Origin of the sequence: Streptomyces gelaticus (assembly GCF_014649535.1) — a bacterium.
Taxonomy (GTDB): Bacteria; Actinomycetota; Actinomycetes; order Streptomycetales; family Streptomycetaceae; genus Streptomyces; species Streptomyces gelaticus.
The window spans coordinates 1-20318 of record NZ_BMTF01000036.1; the positions used below are offsets into that span (position 1 = coordinate 1).

General features: G+C 70.7%; 17 protein-coding genes. 15 read left to right on the top strand and 2 right to left on the bottom strand.

Annotated elements, in window-relative coordinates:
• Positions 1-366: 366 nt before the first annotated feature.
• A complete protein-coding gene (gene serA, locus IE107_RS31890; protein WP_189547838.1) occupies positions 367-1959 on the top strand; it encodes a phosphoglycerate dehydrogenase in 1593 nt (530 codons plus the stop codon).
• 79 nt (positions 1960-2038) lie between these two features.
• Complete coding sequence (locus IE107_RS31895; protein WP_189547839.1) at positions 2039-2632, top strand: TetR/AcrR family transcriptional regulator; 594 nt, start codon at positions 2039-2041, stop codon at positions 2630-2632.
• A 10-nt stretch (positions 2633-2642) separates the two neighbouring features.
• Here IE107_RS31895 and IE107_RS31900 read toward each other — a convergent pair whose 3' ends face one another.
• Positions 2643-3806, bottom strand: coding sequence for a PucR family transcriptional regulator (locus tag IE107_RS31900; protein WP_189547840.1), 1164 nt, complete (start codon positions 3804-3806; stop codon positions 2643-2645).
• A 179-nt stretch (positions 3807-3985) separates the two neighbouring features.
• On the opposite strand from IE107_RS31900, the gene IE107_RS31905 reads away from it, so the two are divergent.
• Entirely contained in the window at positions 3986-4966 is a 981-nt protein-coding gene (locus IE107_RS31905) for a proline dehydrogenase family protein (RefSeq protein ID WP_189547841.1), read from the top strand.
• 38 nt (positions 4967-5004) lie between these two features.
• Positions 5005-6636 (top strand): L-glutamate gamma-semialdehyde dehydrogenase, encoded by a 1632-nt coding sequence (pruA, locus tag IE107_RS31910; RefSeq protein ID WP_189547842.1) that lies wholly within the window; start codon positions 5005-5007, stop codon positions 6634-6636.
• A 92-nt stretch (positions 6637-6728) separates the two neighbouring features.
• On the opposite strand, the gene IE107_RS31915 is transcribed toward pruA, so the two are convergent.
• Entirely contained in the window at positions 6729-7439 is a 711-nt protein-coding gene (locus tag IE107_RS31915; RefSeq protein WP_189547843.1) for a nitroreductase family protein, read from the bottom strand.
• Positions 7440-7588: 149 nt separating this feature from the next.
• On the opposite strand from IE107_RS31915, the gene IE107_RS31920 reads away from it, so the two are divergent.
• The 11 genes from IE107_RS31920 to IE107_RS31965 all read left to right on the top strand — a co-directional run bounded on the left by IE107_RS31920 (position 7589) and on the right by IE107_RS31965 (position 20232).
• The gene (locus IE107_RS31920; protein WP_189547844.1) at positions 7589-8134 is read left to right on the top strand and encodes a GNAT family N-acetyltransferase; all 546 of its coding nucleotides are present in this window, start codon (positions 7589-7591) and stop codon (positions 8132-8134) included.
• A gap of 356 nt (positions 8135-8490) precedes the next feature.
• Positions 8491-8619: a hypothetical protein gene (locus tag IE107_RS35830; RefSeq protein WP_268246630.1), complete on the top strand. Its 129-nt coding sequence runs from the start codon at positions 8491-8493 to the stop codon at positions 8617-8619.
• 194 nt (positions 8620-8813) lie between these two features.
• Complete coding sequence (locus IE107_RS31925) at positions 8814-9857, top strand: 3-isopropylmalate dehydrogenase (protein WP_189547845.1); 1044 nt, start codon at positions 8814-8816, stop codon at positions 9855-9857.
• A 238-nt stretch (positions 9858-10095) separates the two neighbouring features.
• Positions 10096-11184, top strand: a complete 1089-nt coding sequence (locus IE107_RS31930; protein ID WP_189547846.1) for a branched-chain amino acid aminotransferase — start codon at positions 10096-10098, stop codon at positions 11182-11184.
• 195 nt (positions 11185-11379) lie between these two features.
• Positions 11380-12060, top strand: coding sequence for an urease subunit gamma (gene ureA / locus IE107_RS31935; protein ID WP_189547847.1), 681 nt, complete (start codon positions 11380-11382; stop codon positions 12058-12060).
• Positions 12057-13745: an urease subunit alpha gene (locus tag IE107_RS31940; protein ID WP_189547848.1), complete on the top strand. Its 1689-nt coding sequence runs from the start codon at positions 12057-12059 to the stop codon at positions 13743-13745. The genes ureA and IE107_RS31940 overlap by 4 nt, the downstream gene beginning before the upstream one ends.
• A gap of 9 nt (positions 13746-13754) precedes the next feature.
• A complete protein-coding gene (locus IE107_RS31945; RefSeq protein ID WP_189547849.1) occupies positions 13755-14768 on the top strand; it encodes an agmatine deiminase family protein in 1014 nt (337 codons plus the stop codon).
• A gap of 3 nt (positions 14769-14771) precedes the next feature.
• Positions 14772-15377: a TetR/AcrR family transcriptional regulator gene (locus IE107_RS31950; protein WP_189547850.1), complete on the top strand. Its 606-nt coding sequence runs from the start codon at positions 14772-14774 to the stop codon at positions 15375-15377.
• Positions 15378-15475: 98 nt separating this feature from the next.
• Complete coding sequence (locus IE107_RS31955) at positions 15476-16810, top strand: MFS transporter (RefSeq protein WP_189547851.1); 1335 nt, start codon at positions 15476-15478, stop codon at positions 16808-16810.
• A 280-nt stretch (positions 16811-17090) separates the two neighbouring features.
• Positions 17091-18698: a citramalate synthase gene (gene cimA, locus IE107_RS31960; protein WP_189547852.1), complete on the top strand. Its 1608-nt coding sequence runs from the start codon at positions 17091-17093 to the stop codon at positions 18696-18698.
• Positions 18699-18870: 172 nt separating this feature from the next.
• Complete coding sequence (locus IE107_RS31965; protein WP_189547853.1) at positions 18871-20232, top strand: hypothetical protein; 1362 nt, start codon at positions 18871-18873, stop codon at positions 20230-20232.
• Positions 20233-20318 lie beyond the last annotated feature (86 nt).

Below are 20318 nucleotides of genomic sequence, written 5' to 3' on the forward strand. Positions count from 1 at the left end.
ACGAGTACAAGAAGGCCGACAGCGACCACCTCCTGGAGACCACCGGCCGCGAGCTGCGCAAGCTCATGAGCTGGGTCAACGACGAGGACGCGTAACACCGACGCCCCGGGGGCGGGCCCTGCGGCCCGTCCCCGGGGCGTTTCCGCTTCACCGCTGGAAGAGGCGGCGTAGTGCGTGTGTACAAGTCGTCTACCCCCGTGTGGGTGATCCTTCCAACGGGGCGCAGTATGCGTCCTGGCGCATGACTACACTTCTCCACACATACACGCGTCAGGCCCACAGTGTCGTGCGTCTTCCACGCGGCAAGCCCCTCCACCGCCTGCGGCCGTCGGGACGGCCGTCCGCACTGGACCTGTGAGGACTCACGTGAGCTCGAAACCTGTCGTACTCATCGCTGAAGAGCTGTCGCCCGCCACGGTGGACGCGCTGGGACCGGATTTCGACATCCGGCACTGCAACGGCGCGGACCGCGCCGAGCTCCTCCCCGCGATCGCCGATGTCGACGCCATCCTGGTGCGCTCCGCCACCAAGGTCGACGCCGAGGCCATCGCCGTCGCGCAGAAGCTGAAGGTCGTCGCCCGTGCGGGCGTCGGTCTGGACAACGTCGACGTCTCCGCCGCCACCAAGGCCGGCGTGATGGTCGTCAACGCACCGACCTCCAACATCGTCACCGCCGCCGAGCTGGCCTGCGGTCTGCTGGTCGCCACCGCGCGCAACATCCCGCAGGCCAATACCGCCCTCAAGAACGGCGAGTGGAAGCGCTCCAAGTACACCGGCGTCGAGCTGAGCGAGAAGATCCTCGGTGTCGTCGGCCTCGGCCGCATCGGCGTCCTGGTCGCGCAGCGCATGTCGGCCTTCGGCATGAAGATCGTCGCGTACGACCCCTATGTGCAGCCCGCGCGTGCCGCGCAGATGGGCGTCAAGCTCCTCGCGCTCGACGAGCTGCTCGAAGTCGCCGACTTCATCACGGTGCACCTGCCCAAGACCCCCGAGACGATCGGCCTGATCGGCGACGAGGCGCTGCACAAGGTGAAGCCCTCGGTCCGCATCGTCAACGCCGCCCGCGGCGGCATCGTCGACGAGGCGGCGCTCGCCTCCGCCCTCAAGGAGGGCCGCGTCGCCGGCGCCGGCCTCGATGTGTACGCGAAGGAGCCCTGCACGGACTCCCCGCTGTTCGAGTTCGACCAGGTCGTCTGCACCCCGCACCTCGGCGCCTCCACCGACGAGGCCCAGGAGAAGGCGGGCATCGCGGTCGCCAAGTCGGTGCGCCTGGCCCTGGCCGGTGAGCTCGTGCCGGACGCGGTCAACGTCCAGGGCGGCGTGATCGCCGAGGACGTGCGCCCGGGTCTGCCGCTCGCCGAGAAGCTCGGCCGGATCTTCACCGCGCTCGCGGGCGAGGTCGCGGTCCGCCTCGACGTCGAGGTGTACGGCGAGATCACCCAGCACGACGTCAAGGTGCTCGAACTCTCCGCGCTCAAGGGCGTCTTCGAGGACGTCGTCGACGAGACCGTGTCGTACGTCAACGCCCCGCTCTTCGCGCAGGAGCGCGGTGTCGAGGTCCGCCTCACCACCAGCTCCGAGTCGCCGGACCACCGCAATGTGGTCACCGTCCGCGGCACGCTCTCGGGCGGCGAGGAGATCGCGGTCTCCGGCACGCTGGCCGGGCCCAAGAACCTCCAGAAGATCGTCGCCGTCGGCGAGTACGACGTGGACCTGGCGCTGGCCGACCACATGGTGGTGCTGCGCTACGAGGACCGTCCCGGTGTCGTGGGCACGGTCGGCCGGATCCTCGGCGAGGCCGGTCTGAACATCGCGGGCATGCAGGTCTCGCGGGCGGACGCGGGCGGCGAGGCGCTGGTCGTGCTCACCGTCGACGACGACGTCCCGGCCTCGGTGCTCGCCGAGATCGCCTCGGAGATCGGTGCCGCCTCGGCCCGCACGGTGAACCTGACCGACTGACGGTCACGGCGTCTCCACGTACCCGGGAATCTAGACGTACGTCTTACACGAACGTCTGCATGCCGGGTACGCTGCTGTCATGGGACACCGTGAGGATCTGCTCGAAGGCGCCAAGCGCTGCCTGCTGGAGAAGGGGTACGCCCGGACGACGGCGCGCGACATCGTGGCCGCCTCCGGCACGAACCTCGCCTCCATCGGCTACCACTACGGCTCCAAAGAGGCGTTGCTCAACCTCGCCTTCCTCAAGGTGACGGAGGAGTGGGGCGATGTGCTCACCGAGAAGCCGGACGGGGACGCCGACGCCGACGCCGGCGACGAGCCCCGGGCGCCGCTCGACCAGTTCCGCGACACCTGGCAGCGGGTGATCGACAGCTACCAGAAGACCCGGTCCGTCTGGCAGCTCCAGATGGAGGTCGTCTCCCGGATCGACCAGGACCCGGAGCTGCGGAAGGCCCTGGTGGGCCCGCAGCGCGAGGGGCGTGACGGACTCGCCGAGAACATGCTCGGCATCGACCCGGAGCGGGACCCCGAGAAGGCACGGGTGGCCGGGCTGTTCTGTCAGGCGCTGCTCGCGGGCGTGATGGTCCAGTGGCTGATGGACAGCGAATCCGCCCCGTCCGCACAGGACTTGACGGACGGTCTGAAGGCCGTGCTGGAGGGCCGGGCGGACTGAGGAACAGCCCTCAGGGCCGCCGGATCGGGTCCTGGCGATCCAGCCGCGCGCTCTTCAGTGCCATGTGCAGCAGCAGCCGGTCCTCGCCGTCGTTGAGATCGAGGCCGGTGAGCTGCTGGATCCGGGAGAGCCGGTAGTAGAGCGTCTGACGGTGCACGCCGAGTGCGGCGGCCGTCCGGGAAGCCTGGCCCGCGCAGTCGAGGAAGACCTCGGCGGTGCGGGCCAGATCCTTGTGCGGCGGGGTGAGCAGGGTACGGATCACGGGGTCCGCGGCCGTTTCCGCGGGGAGTGCGGTCAGCAGCCGGTACGGGCCGATCGCCGCCCATGGGACGACCGGGCCGAACCGGGACTCGGCCGTCGCCGCGCGGGCGGCGGCCACCGCCTCCTGCCAGGCCGCGGCCAGGTCCGCAAGACCCCGGCGGGGCACCGCGACCCCGGCGGTGGCGCCCCCGCCCGCAGCGGTACGCAGCCGGTCCGCGGCGGAGAGCGCCGGGTCGAGCACATCGGTGGAGCGCAGCCGGACCAGTGCTGCCAGGGCGGGAGACCCTCCGGCCGCGGGGATCGCGGCGAGCGCCGCCGTCGACGGCACCGTACGGACCGACGGCGGATCGTCCGGCCACGGGGTCACGCACACCACCGTGTGCAGCCCCTTCGCATCCGGCCCCAGTGCCTCGTCCAGCGCGGCCACCGCCATGTCGCGCTGCCAGCCCCGCCCGGCGGTCAGCACCGCGCCGAACTCCCGGGACGGGTCGGTGCCCGCCCGCGCCTCCTCGGCGAGCAGCGCCCCGATCCGGGCCGTCACCTCCATCGCCGCCCTCAGCTGTTCGTCGGTCGGCCCGGGGTCCGCGTCGAGCAGCCACACGTAACCGAGCACGGCGCCCCGATGACGTACCGGCAGACAGATCCGGTCCCGGAAGACCCCGGCCTCCGGGGCCGCCGGAATGCGGACCGGTCCGGTGGCGCGGGTGATGCCGAAGCCCTCGAACCAGGCCCGGACGGCGGGCGTGGAGCGGCGGGTCAGGATCGAGCGGGTGCGGACCGGGTCCATCGCGGTGTCGTCGTCGCTGTCGTGGGCACCGAAGGCGACCAGGCCGAAGTCCCGGTTCTCCAGCGTCGCGGGGGCGCCGAGCAGCCCGGAGATCTCGTCGACCATCTCCTGGTAATCGCCCTTCACCCGGCCATTCTCGCACCCCTTCAGACAGATGTCTGAGAACCGGGGAGCGGATGCGTGACAGCTGTCGATGGCACAGGATCGGAGAGATCCTTAAATTTCACGGTGGTTCTCCGTGCTGTACCGGTATGTACCCCATCTGCCGGTATGGCTTTCGTTCGTTCTTTCCGTGGAGGTGCCCCGTGCTGGGTCCCGTGATTCTCGCCGCGTCCCGCAGCGACAAGATGCGCCGTTTCGTCTCGGCCGCACCTGGCACCAAGCAGGTCGTCGACCGGTTCATCGCCGGTGAGACCGTCGACCAGGTCGTCCCGATCATCGAGGACGCCGCCGCCAAGGGCCTCGAAGTCACCCTCGACGTGGTGGGCGAGGACATCACCACTCCCGAGCAGGCCGCCGACGCCCGCGACGCCTACCTCGAACTGATCGAGCGCCTCAAGGACCTGGACCTGGGCACCAAGGCCGAGATGTCCGTCAAGCTCTCCATGTTCGGCCAGTCCCTCCCGTCGCCCGCCGCCACCCTCAACGGAGAGCCCTCCGGGCTCGCTGCTCGATTCCCCGGCGGACACGAGCTGGCGCTCGCCAACGTCCGCCCGGTCGTCGAGGCCGCCGCCGCGATCGGCACCACGGTCACGCTGGACGCCGAGGACCACACCACCCTCGACTCGATGTTCGCCATCCACGAGGAGCTGCGGAAGAACCACCCGCAGACCGGCTGCGTGATCCAGGCCTACCTGTTCCGCACCGAGGAGGACGCCCGCCGCCTGGCTGCCGCCGGCAGCCGCGTCCGCATCGTGAAGGGCGCCTACAAGGAGCCCGCCTCCGTCGCGTACCAGGACAAGGCCGAGATCGACAAGGCGTACGTCCGCATCCTGCGGATCCTCATGGAGGGCGACGGCTACCCGATGATCGGGTCCCACGACCCGCGTCTGATCGCCATCGCCCAGGAGCTGGGCCGCAAGGCCGGGCGCAAACTGGACGAGTACGAATTCCAGATGCTCTACGGCATCCGCAGCGAGGAGCACCTCCGGCTCGCCGCCGAGGGCCACCGGATGCGCGTCTACACGGCGTACGGCACCGACTGGTACGGCTACTTCATGCGCCGCCTCGCGGAGAAGCCGGCGAACCTGCTGTTCTTCGGCCGCTCCATCCTCACCAAGGGCTGAGCCCCCTCCACCTCTCTACCCAAGGAGCAACGGAACTCATGGACGCTGTGACCCAGGTCCCCGCGCCGGTCAACGAGCCGGTCCACTCCTACGCCCCGGGCTCCCCGGAGCGTGCCCGCCTGGAGGTGAAGCTCAAGGAGCTCGCCGAGAACCCGATCGACCTTCCGATGACCATCGGCGGCGAGAAGCGGATGGGCGGCGGCGAGCGCTTCGACGTCGTGCAGCCGCACAACCACAAGGCCGTCATCGGTACGTTCGCCAATGCCACGCAGCAGGACGCGCAGGACGCGATCGACGCCGCGCTCGCCGCCGCCCCGGCCTGGCGCGCGATGTCCTTCGACGACCGCGCCGCGATCATCCTGCGCGCCGCCGAGCTGCTGTCCGGCCCGTGGCGCGAGACGATGGCCGCGTCCACGATGCTCGGCCAGTCCAAGACCGCGCAGCAGGCCGAGATCGACACCCCCTGCGAGCTCGTCGACTTCTGGCGCTTCAACGTGCACTACGCGCGCCAGATCCTGGCCGAGCAGCCCCCGGCCAACGCGCCGGGCGTGTGGAACCGCATGGACCACCGCCCGCTGGAGGGCTTCGTCTACGCGATCACGCCGTTCAACTTCACGGCCATCGCGGGCAACCTGCCCACCGCCCCTGCCCTCATGGGCAACGTCGTGGTGTGGAAGCCGTCCCCGACGCAGACCCACGCCGCCGTGCTGCTGATGCAGCTCCTGGAGGAGGCCGGTCTGCCCAAGGGTGTCATCAACCTGGTGACCGGTGACGGCCTCGCCGTCTCCGAGGTGGCGCTGAACCACCGCGACCTGGCCGGTATCCACTTCACCGGCTCGACCCCCACCTTCCAGCACCTGTGGAAGACGGTCGGCAACAACATCGCCAACTACCGCACCTACCCGCGGCTCGTCGGCGAGACCGGTGGCAAGGACTTCGTCGTCGCCCACCCGTCGGCCGACCAGGCCGTCCTGAAGACCGCGCTGACCCGCGGCTCCTTCGAGTTCCAGGGCCAGAAGTGCTCGGCCTCCTCCCGCGCGTACATTCCGGCCTCCATCTGGAACTCCGGTTTCAAGGAGAAGTTCACCGCCGAGGTCGACGCCATCACCATGGGTGACGTCACCGACCTGTCGAACTTCATCGGCGCCGTCATCGACGACCGCTCGTTCGCCAAGAACAAGGCCGCGATCGACCGCGCCGCGGCCGACCCGTCCTGCACGATCGTCGCGGGCGGCACGTACGACGACTCGGTGGGCTACTTCGTCCGTCCGACCGTCATCGAGTGCACCGACCCGGCCAACGAGGTCTTCACGACCGAGTACTTCGGCCCGATCCTCGCCGTGCACGTCTACGAGGACGACAAGTACGACGAGATGCTGGAGCAGATGGAGTCGGTCTCCGACTACGCGCTGACCGGTTCCGTCATCGCGAACGACCGTGCCGCGGCCGCGTACACGATGGAGAAGCTGCGGTACGCCGCGGGCAACTTCTACATCAACGACAAGTCGACCGGCGCCGTCGTCGGCCAGCAGCCCTTCGGCGGCGGCCGCGCCTCGGGTACGAACGACAAGGCGGGCGCCCCGCAGAACCTGCAGCGCTGGACCCTGACCCGGGCCATCAAGGAGACGCTGGTTCCGCCGACCGACTACACCTACCCCCACCAGGGCTGATCCCCCTCGGGGCGCCCCACCCCCGGCGCCCCGCCCCGAATTCCGCCTCCCGCCCGGTTCCCCTGCCGGCCGGGAGGCGGTTTCCATTCGTCTCAGATCTCCACGAGCACCTGGTCCAGCGACTTGCGAACCAGGCCGGGCACCTCGCAGTCGTCGGCCGGATACCCGACCGGAATCACCGCGAACGCCTTCTCGTTCTCGGGGCGGTCCAGCACCTCGCGCAGGAACCGCATCGGGCTCGGCGTGTGGATCAGCGCCGCCAGACCCGACAGATGCAGGGCCGAGAGCAGCATTCCGACGGCGATCCCGACCGACTCGTCGACGTAGTAGTGCTTGTGCCGGGTGCCGTCCTCGCCGACCCGGTACCGCTGCTGGAACACCACGACCAGGGCCGGGGCGTCCGTCATATGGGCCTTCACGGCATCCGTGCCCAGCGGGCGCAGCGCGGCCAGCCACTCCTCGCCGAGTCTGCCGTCGTAACCGACCCGCTCCTCGTGCTCGGCCGCCTCACGGATGCGCCGTCGCACCTCCGGGTCCTTGACCAGGACGAAGGTCCACGGCTGCTGATGTGCGCCGGACGGGGCGGTCGCGGCACAGGCGATCGCGTCCTTCACGACCTGTTCGGGAACGGGATCGGGCGAGAACCGGCGTACGGTTCTGCGCTCGTCCATCCGCCGGCGCAGTCGGGCGGCACGGGCGAGCGACTCGTCGGCCGCGATCCGTTCGGGGCGGTAGGGGACCGGCTGGTAGGGCGTGCCGTGGATGGGTGTCCAGTGCGGGGGTACGGCTGTGGTGTCGGACATGGCGGCAGTCTGGCGGGCGGCAGCAGGTCCGGACCAGAGGGCCACCGGACAGAACCGGCACGTCCCTCGGTCACTGTCTGGTCAGGGGCGGCCGGTCGGCTCCAGCCGGTCGGGGCGGCCGGGCCGCGATGCCTGAGAGGCTGGGGCGTATGACCGAGGCGATTCTGCGTACCGCACACACCTGCCGGCTGTCCCCGGCCGCACTCGACGAGATCCGGGCGTTCCTGGACACCGTCTTCGAGGGCGACTTCAGCGACGACGACTGGGACCACGGCCTCGGCGGCATCCATGCGTGGGTGCGCGACAGCAGTGGCCTGCTGGCGCACGGCAGCGTCGTCCAGCGGCGGGTGGTGCATCTGGGCCGCTCGTACCGGATCGGCTACGTGGAGGCGGTGGCGGTCCGCGCGGACCGGCGCCGGGAGGGGCTCGGCGGGCGGGTCATGGCCGCGCTGGAGGAGGTCGTCGACGGGGCGTACGCGTTCGGGGCGCTGTCCGCCTCGGACGCGGGGGCCTCGCTCTACGCCGGACGCGGCTGGCGGGTGTGGCCGGGGCGGATCGCGGTGCAGGCGCGGTACGGGGTGGAGCGGCTGCCGGACGAGGAGGGCAGCACCTATGTCCGTGGCGCGGCCGGCCGGGAGCTGCCCGTCGGCTCCGGGACGCTGGTCTTCGATTGGCGGGACGGGGACGTGATGTGAGCAACAGGCGGCCGACGACGCGGTCCGTCGGCCGTGTCACCCCCTCTGAGCAGGGATGATGCCCGGAATTCCGGGTGTTCGTCCCGGCGGCGCGGGGGTCCGTCCCTCCATCCCCGTCTCAGATAGTAGGAAGTCCGAGTAATTGTGGAGACAGACCGGCCGAGCTGCCCTAGCTTTGTAGAAGCCGAACGTCACGCTAGATCCAGCGTCTGGCGGTCGTGAGTGCGCGCCCCTGTGCAGGCAACCCCTGCGGCGCCCGCTCCCCGCCCCTTCCGGCGCCTCGAAATCCCGATCTCGAAATCAGCTTCACGATCTTCGATCTCGAAATCCTCGCGATCTCAAGGAGTCGATCCATCATGGTCCAGACGACTGTCCGCCGTGTCCGCCGCTCCCACCGCCCGACCGAGTCGGAGCGCCGAAATGCCGCCGCCGCCCTCCAGCGCGCCCTCGACCGCAGGGACAACGGCGGTTCCACCGGTCACTGAGACCGGCTCGGTTCACCCCTGGTCAGCTCCGGCTGATCCCGAAGTGGTCGATGCGCTCGCCCGACCCGGCGAGCGCGGTGGCCTTCACCTGACGCCGTACCACCAGATGGGTGAGCGGTGCACGCATGGCTCTCCACATGTCCGCATGGTGGACGTGACGTGTCATGAGGTGGGACGAACAGTAGGGTGCGGACATGTCTCGCAGCATCAATCTCGCAGTGATCCCCGGTGACGGTATCGGCCAGGAGGTCGTGGCCCAGGGCCTCAAGGTCCTACGGGCTGTACTCCCGCAGGATGTGAAGCTGGAGACCAAGGAGTACGACCTTGGCGCCCAGCGCTGGCACCGCACCGGTGAAACCCTCCCGGACGCGGAGCTCGAAGCCCTCAAGGCCCATGACGCCATCCTGCTCGGCGCGATCGGCGACCCCTCCGTGCCGTCGGGCGTCCTGGAGCGCGGGCTCCTGCTGAAGCTGCGCTTCGCCTTCGACCACTTCATCAACCTGCGGCCGTCGAAGCTGTTCCCGAACACCGCGACGCCGCTGGCCGGCCGCCCGGACATCGACTTCGTCGTCGTCCGCGAGGGCACCGAGGGCCCGTACACGGGCAACGGCGGCTCGCTGCGCACCGGTACGCCGGCCGAGGTCGCCACCGAGGTCAGCGTCAACACCGCGTACGGCGTCGAGCGTGTCGTCCGGGACGCGTTCGAGCGGGCGAACGCCCGCCCGCGCAAGAAGCTGACGCTGGTGCACAAGAACAACGTCCTCGTGTACGCCGGCCACATGTGGAAGAACATCTTCGACAAGGTCGCGACCGAGTACCCCGAGGTCACCACCGACTACCTGCACGTCGACGCCGCGACGATCTTCTTCGTCACCCAGCCGGAGCGCTTCGACGTCATCGTCACCGACAACCTTTTCGGCGACATCCTCACCGACCTCGCCGCTGCCGTGACCGGTGGCATCGGTCTGGCCGCGTCCGGCAACATCAACCCGACGGGCGCCTTCCCGTCGATGTTCGAGCCGGTCCACGGCTCCGCCCCCGACATCGCGGGCCAGGGTAAGGCCGACCCGACGGCCACGGTCCTCTCCGTCGCCCTCCTGCTGCGCCACCTCGGCCACGAGGCCGAGGCCGTGCGCATCGAGGACGCCGTCTGTGCCGATCTCGCGGAGCGCGAGGGCGCGACCAGCCGTACGACGGACCAGATCGGCGACGCGCTCGCGGTACGCGTAGCGAACTGACCCGACGACTCCGTTTCGAAGCCGCCGGGCAACCACCGCACCCGGCGGCTTCACCTGTGCGGCCCCGGGTGCAACCATCGACCACTGGACCGCAAACGCGTCGTTTCGTGCACGGCCGCCCGGGAGCGATAATCGAACGGGGCCGCCGCTCGCGACAGAGCTCGGACGTCCTAGCACCTGTTTGGCAGGAGCGGCGTGAGCGCGGTCCAACACACACAACGGTGAAGGACACGCACTCATGACGACGCCCACGATCGAGCTCAAGCCCTCCTCGAACCCGCTGTCCGACGCGGAGCGCGAGGCGAGCATGGTCAATCCCGGATTCGGCCGCCGCTTCACCGAGCACATGGTGACGATCAAGTGGACCGAGGGCCGCGGCTGGCACGACGCCCAGCTCGTGCCGTACGCACCGCTCTCCATCGATCCCGCCAACATGACCCTGCACTACGGGCAGGAGATCTTCGAGGGCCTCAAGGCGTACCGCCAGCCCGACGGCTCGGTCGCCACCTTCCGCCCCGAGGCCAACGCCAAGCGCTTCCAGGCCTCCGCCCGCCGGCTGGCCATGCCCGAGCTGCCTGTCGAGACGTTCATCGCGGCCTGTGACGCACTCGTCGAGCAGGACCAGGCCTGGGTTCCGGCGCACGGCGGCGAGGAGTCCCTCTACCTGCGCCCGTTCATGATCGCGACCGAGGTCGGTCTCGGTGTGCGGCCCGCCAACGAGTACCTGTTCCTGGTGATCGCCTCGCCGGCCGGCGCGTACTTCCCCGGCGGTGTGAAGCCGGTCTCGATCTGGCTCTCCGAGAACCGGGTGCGTGCCGTCCCCGGCGGCATGGGCGACGCCAAGACCGGCGGCAACTACGCCGCCTCCCTTCTCGCCCAGGCCGAGGCCGCCGAGAAGGGCTGCGACCAGGTCGCCTATCTCGACGCGGTCGAGCACAAGTGGGTCGAGGAGCTCGGCGGCATGAACCTGTACTTCGTGTACGGGAACAAGATCGTCACCCCGGCCCTGACCGGCTCCCTGCTCGCCGGTGTCACCCGCGACTCGCTGCTCAAGGTCGCCCGTGACCTCGGTTACGAGTCCGAGGAGGGCCGCGTCTCCATCGACCAGTGGCGCGACGACACCGCGAACGGCACCCTCACCGAGGTCTTCGCCTGCGGCACCGCCGCCGTCATCACCCCGGTCGGCACCGTCAAGTGCGAGGGCGGCGAGTGGGTCCAGAGCGACGGCGCCCCCGGCGAGGTCACGATGAAGCTGCGCGAGCGCCTGCTGGACATCCAGCGTGGCATCGCCGAGGACACCCACGGCTGGATGCACCCCCTCGGCTAGAGGTTCCTTCCCCCGGACCGGACCGCCGGCCCGGGACCTGTACGTACGAAAGCCGCGCCCGCTTCCCGCCGGGCGCGGCTTTCGTATGGGCCCGCACATGCGCTCCGGCCTTCCGGAGTGTGCCCTCTCCCACACATTTAGATCGGCACTCTAACCATCAGTTAGAGTGCTGCTCTAACCGAGAGGTGTGGAGACGTGCGACTGACTCCGACGGAACGTGACCGGCTGCTGCTCTTCAGCGCCGCCGAGCTGGCCCGCGCCCGCCGCGCCCGGGGGCTCAGGCTCAATGTCCCCGAGGCGACCGCCCTGATCGCAGACACGGTCTGCGAGGCCGCCCGGGACGGGCGCCGGCTGGCCGAGGCCATCGAGGCCGCCCGGTCCGTGCTCGGCCCCGACGACGTACTGCCGGGCGTCGCCGACGTCGTCACCGAGGTCCATGTGGAGGCCGTCTTCGACGACGGCTCACGGCTCGCCGTGGTCTCCCGGCCGCTGGGCGACGGGCTGGGCGACGAGGGGCCCGGGGCCGTGCTCCCCGGGCCCGCCACGCCCGAGCCGGAGCCCGCGGTGCGGCTGACCGTCCACAACACCGCGACCGTGCCGGTCTCCGTGACCTCGCACTTCCACTTCTTCGAGGCCAACCCCCGGCTCGACTTCGCCCGCGCCGCCGCCTACGGGATGCGGCTCTGCGTCCCCGCCGGGTCCTCCGTCCGGTTCGGGCCCGGCGAATGCGTCGAGGTGGGGCTCGTGCCCATCGGCGGCGACCGGATCGCGATCGGCTTCGCGGGCCTGGTGGACGGCCCGCTGGACGCCCCCGGCGCACGCGAAGAAGCCCTGCGACGCGCCGTGGCCTGTGGATATCTGGGAGCCGAGCGATGAGCATCGACCCGTACGAGTACGCCTCCGTGCACGGCCCGCGCGCCGGGGACCGGGTCAGGCTCGGTGACTCCGGGCTGACCGTACGCGTCGAGTCCGATGCGCAGAGCTACGGTGAGGAGTTCCTCGCCGGCTTCGGCAAGACCGCCCGCGACGGGCTGCACCTCAAGGCCGCCGCCGTCCGCGACACCTGCGACGTCGTCATCAGCAATGTGCTGGTCATCGACGCCGTGCAGGGCATCCGCAAGGTGTCGATCGGTATCCGCGAGGGCCGGATCGCGGCGATCGGCCGGGCCGGCAACCCGGACACCCTCGACGGCGTCGACGTCGTCGTCGGCACGGGCACGACCATCGTCTCCGGCGAGGGGATGATCGCGACGGCGGGCGCCGTCGACACCCATGTCCATCTGCTCTCGCCGCGGATCATGGAGGCCTCGCTCGCCTCCGGCGTCACCACGGTCATCGGCCAGGAGTTCGGCCCGGTCTGGGGCGTCGGCGTCAACTCGCCCTGGGCGCTGCGCCACGCCTTCAACGCCTTCGACGCCTGGCCGGTCAACATCGGCTTCCTGGGCCGGGGTTCGTCCTCCCACCAGGCCCCGCTGGTCGAGGCGCTCGCCGAGGGCGGGGCCTGCGGCTTCAAGGTGCACGAGGACATGGGCGCCCACACCCGCGCCCTGGACACCGCGCTGCGGGTCGCCGAGGAGCACGACGTCCAGGTCGCCCTGCACAGCGACGGGCTGAACGAGTGCCTGTCGGTCGAGGACACCCTGCGCGTCCTGGAGGGCCGCACGATCCACGCCTTCCACATCGAGGGCTGCGGCGGCGGACACGTCCCCAACGTCCTCAGGATGGCGGGCGTCGAGAACGTCATCGGCTCGTCCACCAACCCGACACTGCCCTTCGGCCGCGACGCCGTCGCCGAGCACTACGGGATGATCGTCTCCGTGCACGACCTCAAGACCGATCTGCCGGGCGACGCAGCCATGGCCCGCGACCGCATCCGCGCCGGGACGATGGGCGCCGAGGACGTGCTGCACGACCTGGGAGCCATCGGTATCACCTCGTCCGACGCGCAGGGCATGGGGCGGGCCGGCGAGACGGTGCGGCGCACCTTCGCGATGGCCGGGAAGATGAAGGCCGAACTCGGTCCGATGGAGGGCGACGGACCCGCCGACGACAACGCCCGGGTACTGCGCTACATCGCCAAGCTCACCATCAACCCCGCCGTCGCCCACGGCCTCGCGCACGAGATCGGCTCCATCGAGACCGGCAAGCTCGCCGACATCGTGCTGTGGCGGCCCGAGTTCTTCGGCGCGAAGCCGCAGCTCGTACTGAAGTCGGGCTTCCCCGCGTACGGGGTCACGGGTGACCCGAACGCCGCCACCGACACCTGCGAACCCCTGATCCTGGGACCGCAGTTCGGGGCGTACGGGGCCACCGCCGCCGACCTCTCCGTGGCCTTCGTCTCGCAGGCGGCGACCCAGCTCGGCACCGACTCGATGCCCACCCGGCGCCGCCGTGTCGGCGTGCGCGGTACCCGGGGCATCGGCCCCGGCGACCTGATCCACAACTCCCGTACCGGAGAGGTCGCCGTGGACGCCCGCAGCGGTCTGGTCACCCTGGACGGCGACCCGCTGCGCTCCGAGCCCGCCGACTCCGTCTCCCTCAACCGCCTCTACTTCCTCTGAGGACCCGCAATGACCTTCCGCATGCCGCCCGAGTGGGCCCCGCACGAACGCACCTGGATGGCCTGGCCGGGCCCCAACCCCACCTTCGACACCGACGCCGAACTCGACGAGGCCCGTGCCGCCTGGGCCACCGTCGCCCGCGCCGTGCGCCGCTTCGAGCCCGTCACGATGGTGGTGGGCCCCGGCCAGGAGGGCGGCGCCCGCGCGCTCCTCGGCTCGGACATCGAGCTCGCCGTCCGCCCACTCGACGACGCCTGGATGCGGGACATCGGCCCCACCTTCGTCACCGACGGCCGTCGACTGGCCGCCGTCGATTGGACGTTCAACGGTTGGGGTGCCCAGGGCTGGGCCCGCTGGGAGAACGACCAGCACATCGCCCGCTCCGTCGCCGAGCTCGCGGCCGTACCCGTGCAGAGCTCCCGGCTGGTCAACGAGGGCGGCGCCATCCATGTGGACGGCGAGGGCACCGTCCTGCTCACCGAGACCGTCCAGCTCGGCAAGGAGCGCAACCCCGACTGGACCCGTGAGCAGGTCGAGTCCGAGATCCACGCCCGGCTCGGCACCGAGAAGGCCATCTGGCTGCCGCGCGGACTGGCCGGTGACTACGGCACGTACGGCACCCTCGGCCATGTCGACATCGTCGCCGCCTTCGCCCGCCCGGGCACTGTCGTCGCCCACGTCCAGCCGGACCCGGCCCACCCCGACCACGAGATCACCCGCGAGACCGTGCGCATCCTGCGCGAGGCCACCGACGCCCGGGGCCGCTCGCTGGACGTGGTCGAGGTCCCGGCGCCCACCGTGCTGGAGGCGGACGGGGAGTGGGTCGACTACTCCTACATCAACCACTACCTCTGCAACGGCGGCGTGGTGCTGTGCGCCTTCGACGACCCGCGCGACAAGGAAGCGGCGGAGATCTTCGGCGAACTGTTCCCCGACCGCACGGTGACCCTCGTCGACGCACGTACGATCTTTGCCGGCGGTGGAGGCATCCACTGCATCACCCAGCAGCAGCCGAAGGTCTGAACCGTGCCCCCCGCGCCACGCCGTCGCAACACCGCCCCGCCCCGTGAGGAACTGCTGGCCGCCGCCATGGCCACCATCGCCGAACGAGGGCTCGACGGCCTCACCATGGCCGGACTCGGTCGTGAGGTCCGGATGAGCAGCGGACACCTCCTCTACTACTTCCGCACCAAGGACGAGCTGCTGCTCCAGACCCTGGAGTGGAGCGAGGGCCGGCTCGGCGCGGAGCGGCGCGCCCTGCTGTCGGGGCCGGCGACGGCCCGCGAGCGGCTCGACGGGTACATCGACCTGTACCTCCCCGACGGCCACCGCGATCCGCACTGGACGCTCTGGCTGGAGGTGTGGAACCGCTCGCAGAACGCGGACGACGACGCGCGCGCCCGCCAGGCCGCCATCGAGGCCGCCTGGCACCGCGACCTGGTGGACCTGCTGGAGCAGGGCGCGGCGGCGGGGGAGTTCCGCCCGGTCGACGCCGAACGGTTCGCGACCCGGCTGCGCGCCCTGCTCGACGGTTTCAGCGTCCATGTCGTGGTCGGCCTCCCCGGCACCGGCCGTTCCCAAGTCATCGCGCAGGTCAGGGAGTTCATCGAGGACTCGCTCGCCGTCGGGTAGGTGCCGCCGGGCCGTGAACGAAACGCACGTAAGTACGCGCGATCGTTGCGCATTGCGCCCTTGTTCCGGTCCCCGCTGTTCGGGCACGGTGACGGACCATGGGACGAGAGCAGTGGAAGAAAATCTGGGTCGGTTCAGCCGGCAACATGGTCGAGTGGTTCGACTGGTTCGTGTACGCGACCTTCGCGGTCTACTTCGCGGATTCGTTCTTCCCCGAAGGCAACGAGACCGCCAATCTCATGAACACCATGGGCATCTTCGCCGTCGGCTTCTTCATGCGGCCGGTCGGCGGCTGGCTGCTCGGCCGGATCGGTGACCGCCGGGGCCGCAAGGCCGCGCTCACCCTCACCGTCACGTTGATGTCGGCCTCCGCGATCCTCATCGCCGTCGCACCGACGTACGACGTCGCGGGGTACGGCGGGGTCGCCGTCCTGCTGGTGGCCCGGCTGCTCCAGGGCCTGTCCGTCGGGGGCGAGTACGCGGCCAGCGCCACGTACCTCACCGAGGCGTCCGCGCCCGGCCGGCGCGGCTTCGCCTCCAGCTTCCAGTACGTGTCCATGACCGCGGGACAGCTGATCGGCCTCGGCCTCCAGATCGTCCTCCAGCGCAACATGTCCGAGGCGGCCCTGCACAACTGGGGCTGGCGCATCCCGTTCATCGTCGGTGCGCTCGGTGCCGCGATCGTCTTCTATCTGCGCCGCTCGATGCTGGAGACCGAGGTGTACGCGGAGTCCGGCGCCGCCGAGCAGGAGGACCGCGGCACGCTGAAGGCGCTGTGGCAGCACAAGCGCGAGGCGTTCCTGGTGATGGCGCTGACCATGGGCGGGACCGTCGCGTACTACACGTACACGACCTACCTCTCCAAGTTCCTCTCCAAGAGCGCCGGCATGGACAAGCCCACCGCCTCGCTCGTCAGCTTCTGCGCCCTGTTCGTCTTCATGTGCATCCAGCCGCTGGCCGGCCTGCTCTCCGACCGGATCGGCCGCCGCCCGCTGCTGATCACCTTCGCCGTCGGCTCCACCTTCCTGACCGTGCCGATCATGACGATGCTGGGGCACGCGGGCACGTTCTGGCCCGCCTTCGGCCTGGCACTGCTCGCCCTGGTCGTCGTCACCGGGTACACCTCGATCAACGCCTGCGTGAAGGCGGAGCTCTTCCCGACCGGCATCCGCGCCCTGGGCGTCGCCCTCCCGTACGCCATCGCCAACGCGCTCTTCGGCGGCACCGCCGAATATGTGGCGCTCTGGTTCAAGAAGGCGGGCATCGAGTCCGGCTTCTACTGGTACGTGGCCGGCTGCGCGGCGGTCTCCCTGGTCGTCTACCTGACCATGCGCGAGACCCGCGACATCGACCTGGGCCGGGTCGGGGCCAAGGACGCGGACCGGGGAAGCGCGGAGCCCTCCGGAGCGACGAGCGTCACGCCCGCATCCTGAGACGGGGCGGGGCACGGAGGCGGCCCTGTGCAAGACTGCTTCCGTGTCCTCGTTCGCCATGATTATCGGCAGCAGGCGCGCCGGTCCGCAGTGACCGTCCCGCACCACCCTGTGCGGCACGGCCATCGTGCCCCAGACCCGCGCGCAGACCTCTCGCACCCGCGAGGGGTTTTTTCGTTTTCCGGCCCGCACCTCGGCCGGGGCGAGCGGCGCACGGGATGATGGGGGCAAGTGGAGCCAGATCGTCCGGATCCGCTCATCCGACAGGAGTCAGACCAGCATGACCACCAAGGCCAAGGCCACCGACGACAGTTTCCACGTCTTCGACACCACACTGCGCGACGGGGCCCAGCGTGAAGGCATCAACCTGACGGTCGCGGACAAGCTGACCATCGCCCGGCACCTGGACAACTTCGGCGTGGGCTTCATCGAGGGCGGCTGGCCCGGCGCCAACCCCCGCGACACCGAGTTCTTCGCCCGCGCTCAGCAGGAGATCGAGTTCAAGAACGCCGAGCTGGTCGCCTTCGGCGCGACCCGCAGGGCCGGTGGCAGGGCCGCCGAGGACCCCCAGGTCAAGGCGTTGCTGGAGTCCGGTGCCCAGGTGATCACCCTGGTCGCCAAGTCCCACGACCGCCATGTGGAACTCGCGTTGCGCACCACCCTCGAAGAGAACCTGGAGATGGTCGTCGACACCGTCTCCTACCTCCGCGAACAGGGCCGCCGGGTCTTCGTGGACTGCGAGCACTTCTTCGACGGCTACCGCGCCAACCCCGAGTACGCCAAGGCCGTCGTACGCGCCGCCGCCGAGGCCGGCGCCGATGTCGTCATCCTCTGCGACACCAATGGCGGCATGCTTCCCGCCCAGGTCCAGGCCGTGGTCTCCACCGTGCTCGCGGACACCGGCGCCCGGCTCGGCATCCACGCCCAGGACGACACCGGCTGCGCGGTCGCCAACACCCTCGCCGCCGTCGACGCGGGCGCCACCCACGTCCAGTGCACCGCCAACGGCTACGGCGAGCGGGTCGGCAACGCCAACCTCTTCCCCGTCGTCGCCGCCCTGGAGCTCAAGTACGGCAAGGCCGTCCTGCCCGAGGGCGCGCTCGCCGACATGACCCGCGTCTCGCACGCCATCGCCGAGGTCGTCAACCTGACTCCCTCCACCCACCAGCCCTATGTGGGTGTTTCCGCCTTCGCCCACAAGGCCGGACTGCACGCCTCCGCGATCAAGGTCGACCCCGACCTCTACCAGCACATCGACCCCGCCCTCGTCGGCAACACCATGCGGATGCTCGTCTCCGACATGGCGGGCCGCGCCTCCATCGAGCTCAAGGGCAAGGAGCTCGGCATCGACCTCGGCGGCGACCGCGCCCTCGTCGGCCGCGTCGTCGAGCGGGTCAAGGAACGCGAGCTCAAGGGCTACACGTACGAGGCCGCCGACGCCTCCTTCGAACTGCTGCTGCGCGCCGAGGCCGAGGGCCGCCCCCGCCGCTACTTCCGCACCGAGTCCTGGCGCGCCATCGTCGAGGACCGCCCCGACGGCACGCACGCCAACGAGGCGACCGTGAAGCTCTGGGCCAAGGGCGAACGCATCGTCGCCACCGCCGAGGGCAACGGACCGGTCAACGCCCTGGACCGGGCGCTGCGGGTCGCCCTGGAACGGATCTACCCGCAGCTCGCCAAGCTGGAGCTGATCGACTACAAGGTCCGCATCCTGGAGGGCCGCACCGGCACCGAGTCCACCACCCGAGTCCTCATCACCACGGGCGACGGCGCCGGCGACTGGGCCACGGTCGGCGTGGCGGAGAACGTCATCGCCGCGTCCTGGCAGGCCCTGGAGGACGCGTACACCTACGGTCTGCTGCGAGCGGGGATCGAGCCGACGGAGTAGCCCTCGCGCAGGCGGGCCCGTGGCACGTGCGCCGCGGGCCGCCGGAGCGGCCTGCCGCTCGGGCGGCGGGGAGCCGAAGGGCGGGGAGCGCGGGACCGCGCGCGGCGGCTGTCGCAGGTGGTGCCCGTCGACGGCTGTCGCAGGTGGTGCCCATCCGGGTTAGCTTCGAAGTATGCGGAACAGGATGTTCCGGTCGATGCTCGTCGGCCTGCTGCTGATCCTGGCGGCGGCCGTCCTCGGTATGGCGCCCGGAGCGTCCGCGGCACGGGAGGCGTCCACCGTCGACGATGTCGCGCAGGCCCTGCGCAAGGGGCCGGTGTACGTCGACCCGGCGGCGTCCGGGCAGCTCTCACCGGGCCAGGCCGCCGCCTTGACGGCGAAGATCAAGGGCGCCGACAAGCCCGTGTTCGTGGCGGTGCTGCCACGGACATCCGCGTTCCCCGCCGATTCCCTGCTGGCCACCCTGCGCACCGACACCGGGATCACCGGCGTCTACGCGGTCCGCCTGGGCAACGGCTTCGAGGCGGGCGCCGACCCCCAGGTGATGTCCACCCGGGCGGTCCACAACCTCACCGCCGCGGTGAAGGCGCCCGGCGCGGACACCGACGCCGCCACGCAGCTGAACGCCTTCGTCGACCGTGCCGTCGAGCAGGCCCGGGGCAGCGCCCCCGCCTCCTGGGGCGGCTCGTCCGGGGGCGGCGGGTCCTCGTCCGCCGCCGGGCTGATCACGGCCGGTGCGGTCCTGGTGCTGTGCGGCGGCACGGCCTACGCGCTCGTCCGCCGCGGCCACAGGCGCAAGGAGGCCGAGGAACGGGCCGCACTGGACAAGCTCCGGGTCGTCGTGGACGAGGACATCACCGCGTACGGCGAGACCCTGGACCGGCTCGACTTCCACCCGGCCGAACCGGGCGCCGACGACGCCATGCGCGCGGACTACGAGCGGGCACTCGACTCCTACGAGAGCGCGAAGTCCCGGATGGAGCGGGCCCGGCACCCATCCGACGTGCGCGGGGTCACCCGGGCCCTGGAGGACGGCCGCTTCTCCCTCGCCGTCCTGGAGGCCCGCCGCACCGGCGGCGCACTGCCGGTCCGCCGCCCGCCGTGCTTCTTCGACCCGCGCCACGGCCCCTCGGTCGCCGATGTGCAGTGGTCCCCGTCCGGCGGCACGGCCCGCGAGGTCCCGGTCTGCGCGGCGGACGAGCTCCGGCTGCGCGAGGGCGACGAACCGCTGAGCCGCACCGTCGAGACCGGCGACGGCCGCCGCCCGTACTGGGAGGCGGGTCCGGCGTACGGTCCCTGGGCGGGCGGCTACTTCGGCGGCGGCCTGCTCCCCGGGCTGCTCGTCGGTACGGTGCTCGGGTCCATGCTGTCGAGTCCGGCGTACGCGGCGGAGTACGGCGGCGGCGACTTCGGCTCCGGCGGGGACTGGAACGGCGGCGACTTCTCCGGGTCCGACTTCGACCCCTCCGGCTTCGACGGAGGAGGTGGCGGCGACTTCGGGGGTGGCGGCGGCTTCGACGGGGGCGGGTTCTGAGCCGCTGACCAGCGACCTCTCGGGCAGGTGCGATTCATGCTAGACCTGAAGTTATGTCTGGTACCGGCCGATTCCGGGCGCGGCTG

Coding starts and splice junctions, on each gene's coding strand:
- IE107_RS31895 (WP_189547839.1), top strand. CDS start 2,039: ATGGGACACCGTGAGGATCTGCTCGAAGGCGCCAAGCGCTGCCTGCTG.
- pruA (WP_189547842.1), top strand. CDS start 5,005: ATGGACGCTGTGACCCAGGTCCCCGCGCCGGTCAACGAGCCGGTCCAC.
- IE107_RS31915 (WP_189547843.1), bottom strand. CDS start 7,439: ATGTCCGACACCACAGCCGTACCCCCGCACTGGACACCCATCCACGGC.
- IE107_RS31920 (WP_189547844.1), top strand. CDS start 7,589: ATGACCGAGGCGATTCTGCGTACCGCACACACCTGCCGGCTGTCCCCG.
- IE107_RS35830 (WP_268246630.1), top strand. CDS start 8,491: ATGGTCCAGACGACTGTCCGCCGTGTCCGCCGCTCCCACCGCCCGACC.
- IE107_RS31925 (WP_189547845.1), top strand. CDS start 8,814: ATGTCTCGCAGCATCAATCTCGCAGTGATCCCCGGTGACGGTATCGGC.
- IE107_RS31930 (WP_189547846.1), top strand. CDS start 10,096: ATGACGACGCCCACGATCGAGCTCAAGCCCTCCTCGAACCCGCTGTCC.
- IE107_RS31940 (WP_189547848.1), top strand. CDS start 12,057: ATGAGCATCGACCCGTACGAGTACGCCTCCGTGCACGGCCCGCGCGCC.
- IE107_RS31945 (WP_189547849.1), top strand. CDS start 13,755: ATGACCTTCCGCATGCCGCCCGAGTGGGCCCCGCACGAACGCACCTGG.
- IE107_RS31955 (WP_189547851.1), top strand. CDS start 15,476: ATGGGACGAGAGCAGTGGAAGAAAATCTGGGTCGGTTCAGCCGGCAAC.
- cimA (WP_189547852.1), top strand. CDS start 17,091: ATGACCACCAAGGCCAAGGCCACCGACGACAGTTTCCACGTCTTCGAC.
- IE107_RS31965 (WP_189547853.1), top strand. CDS start 18,871: ATGCGGAACAGGATGTTCCGGTCGATGCTCGTCGGCCTGCTGCTGATC.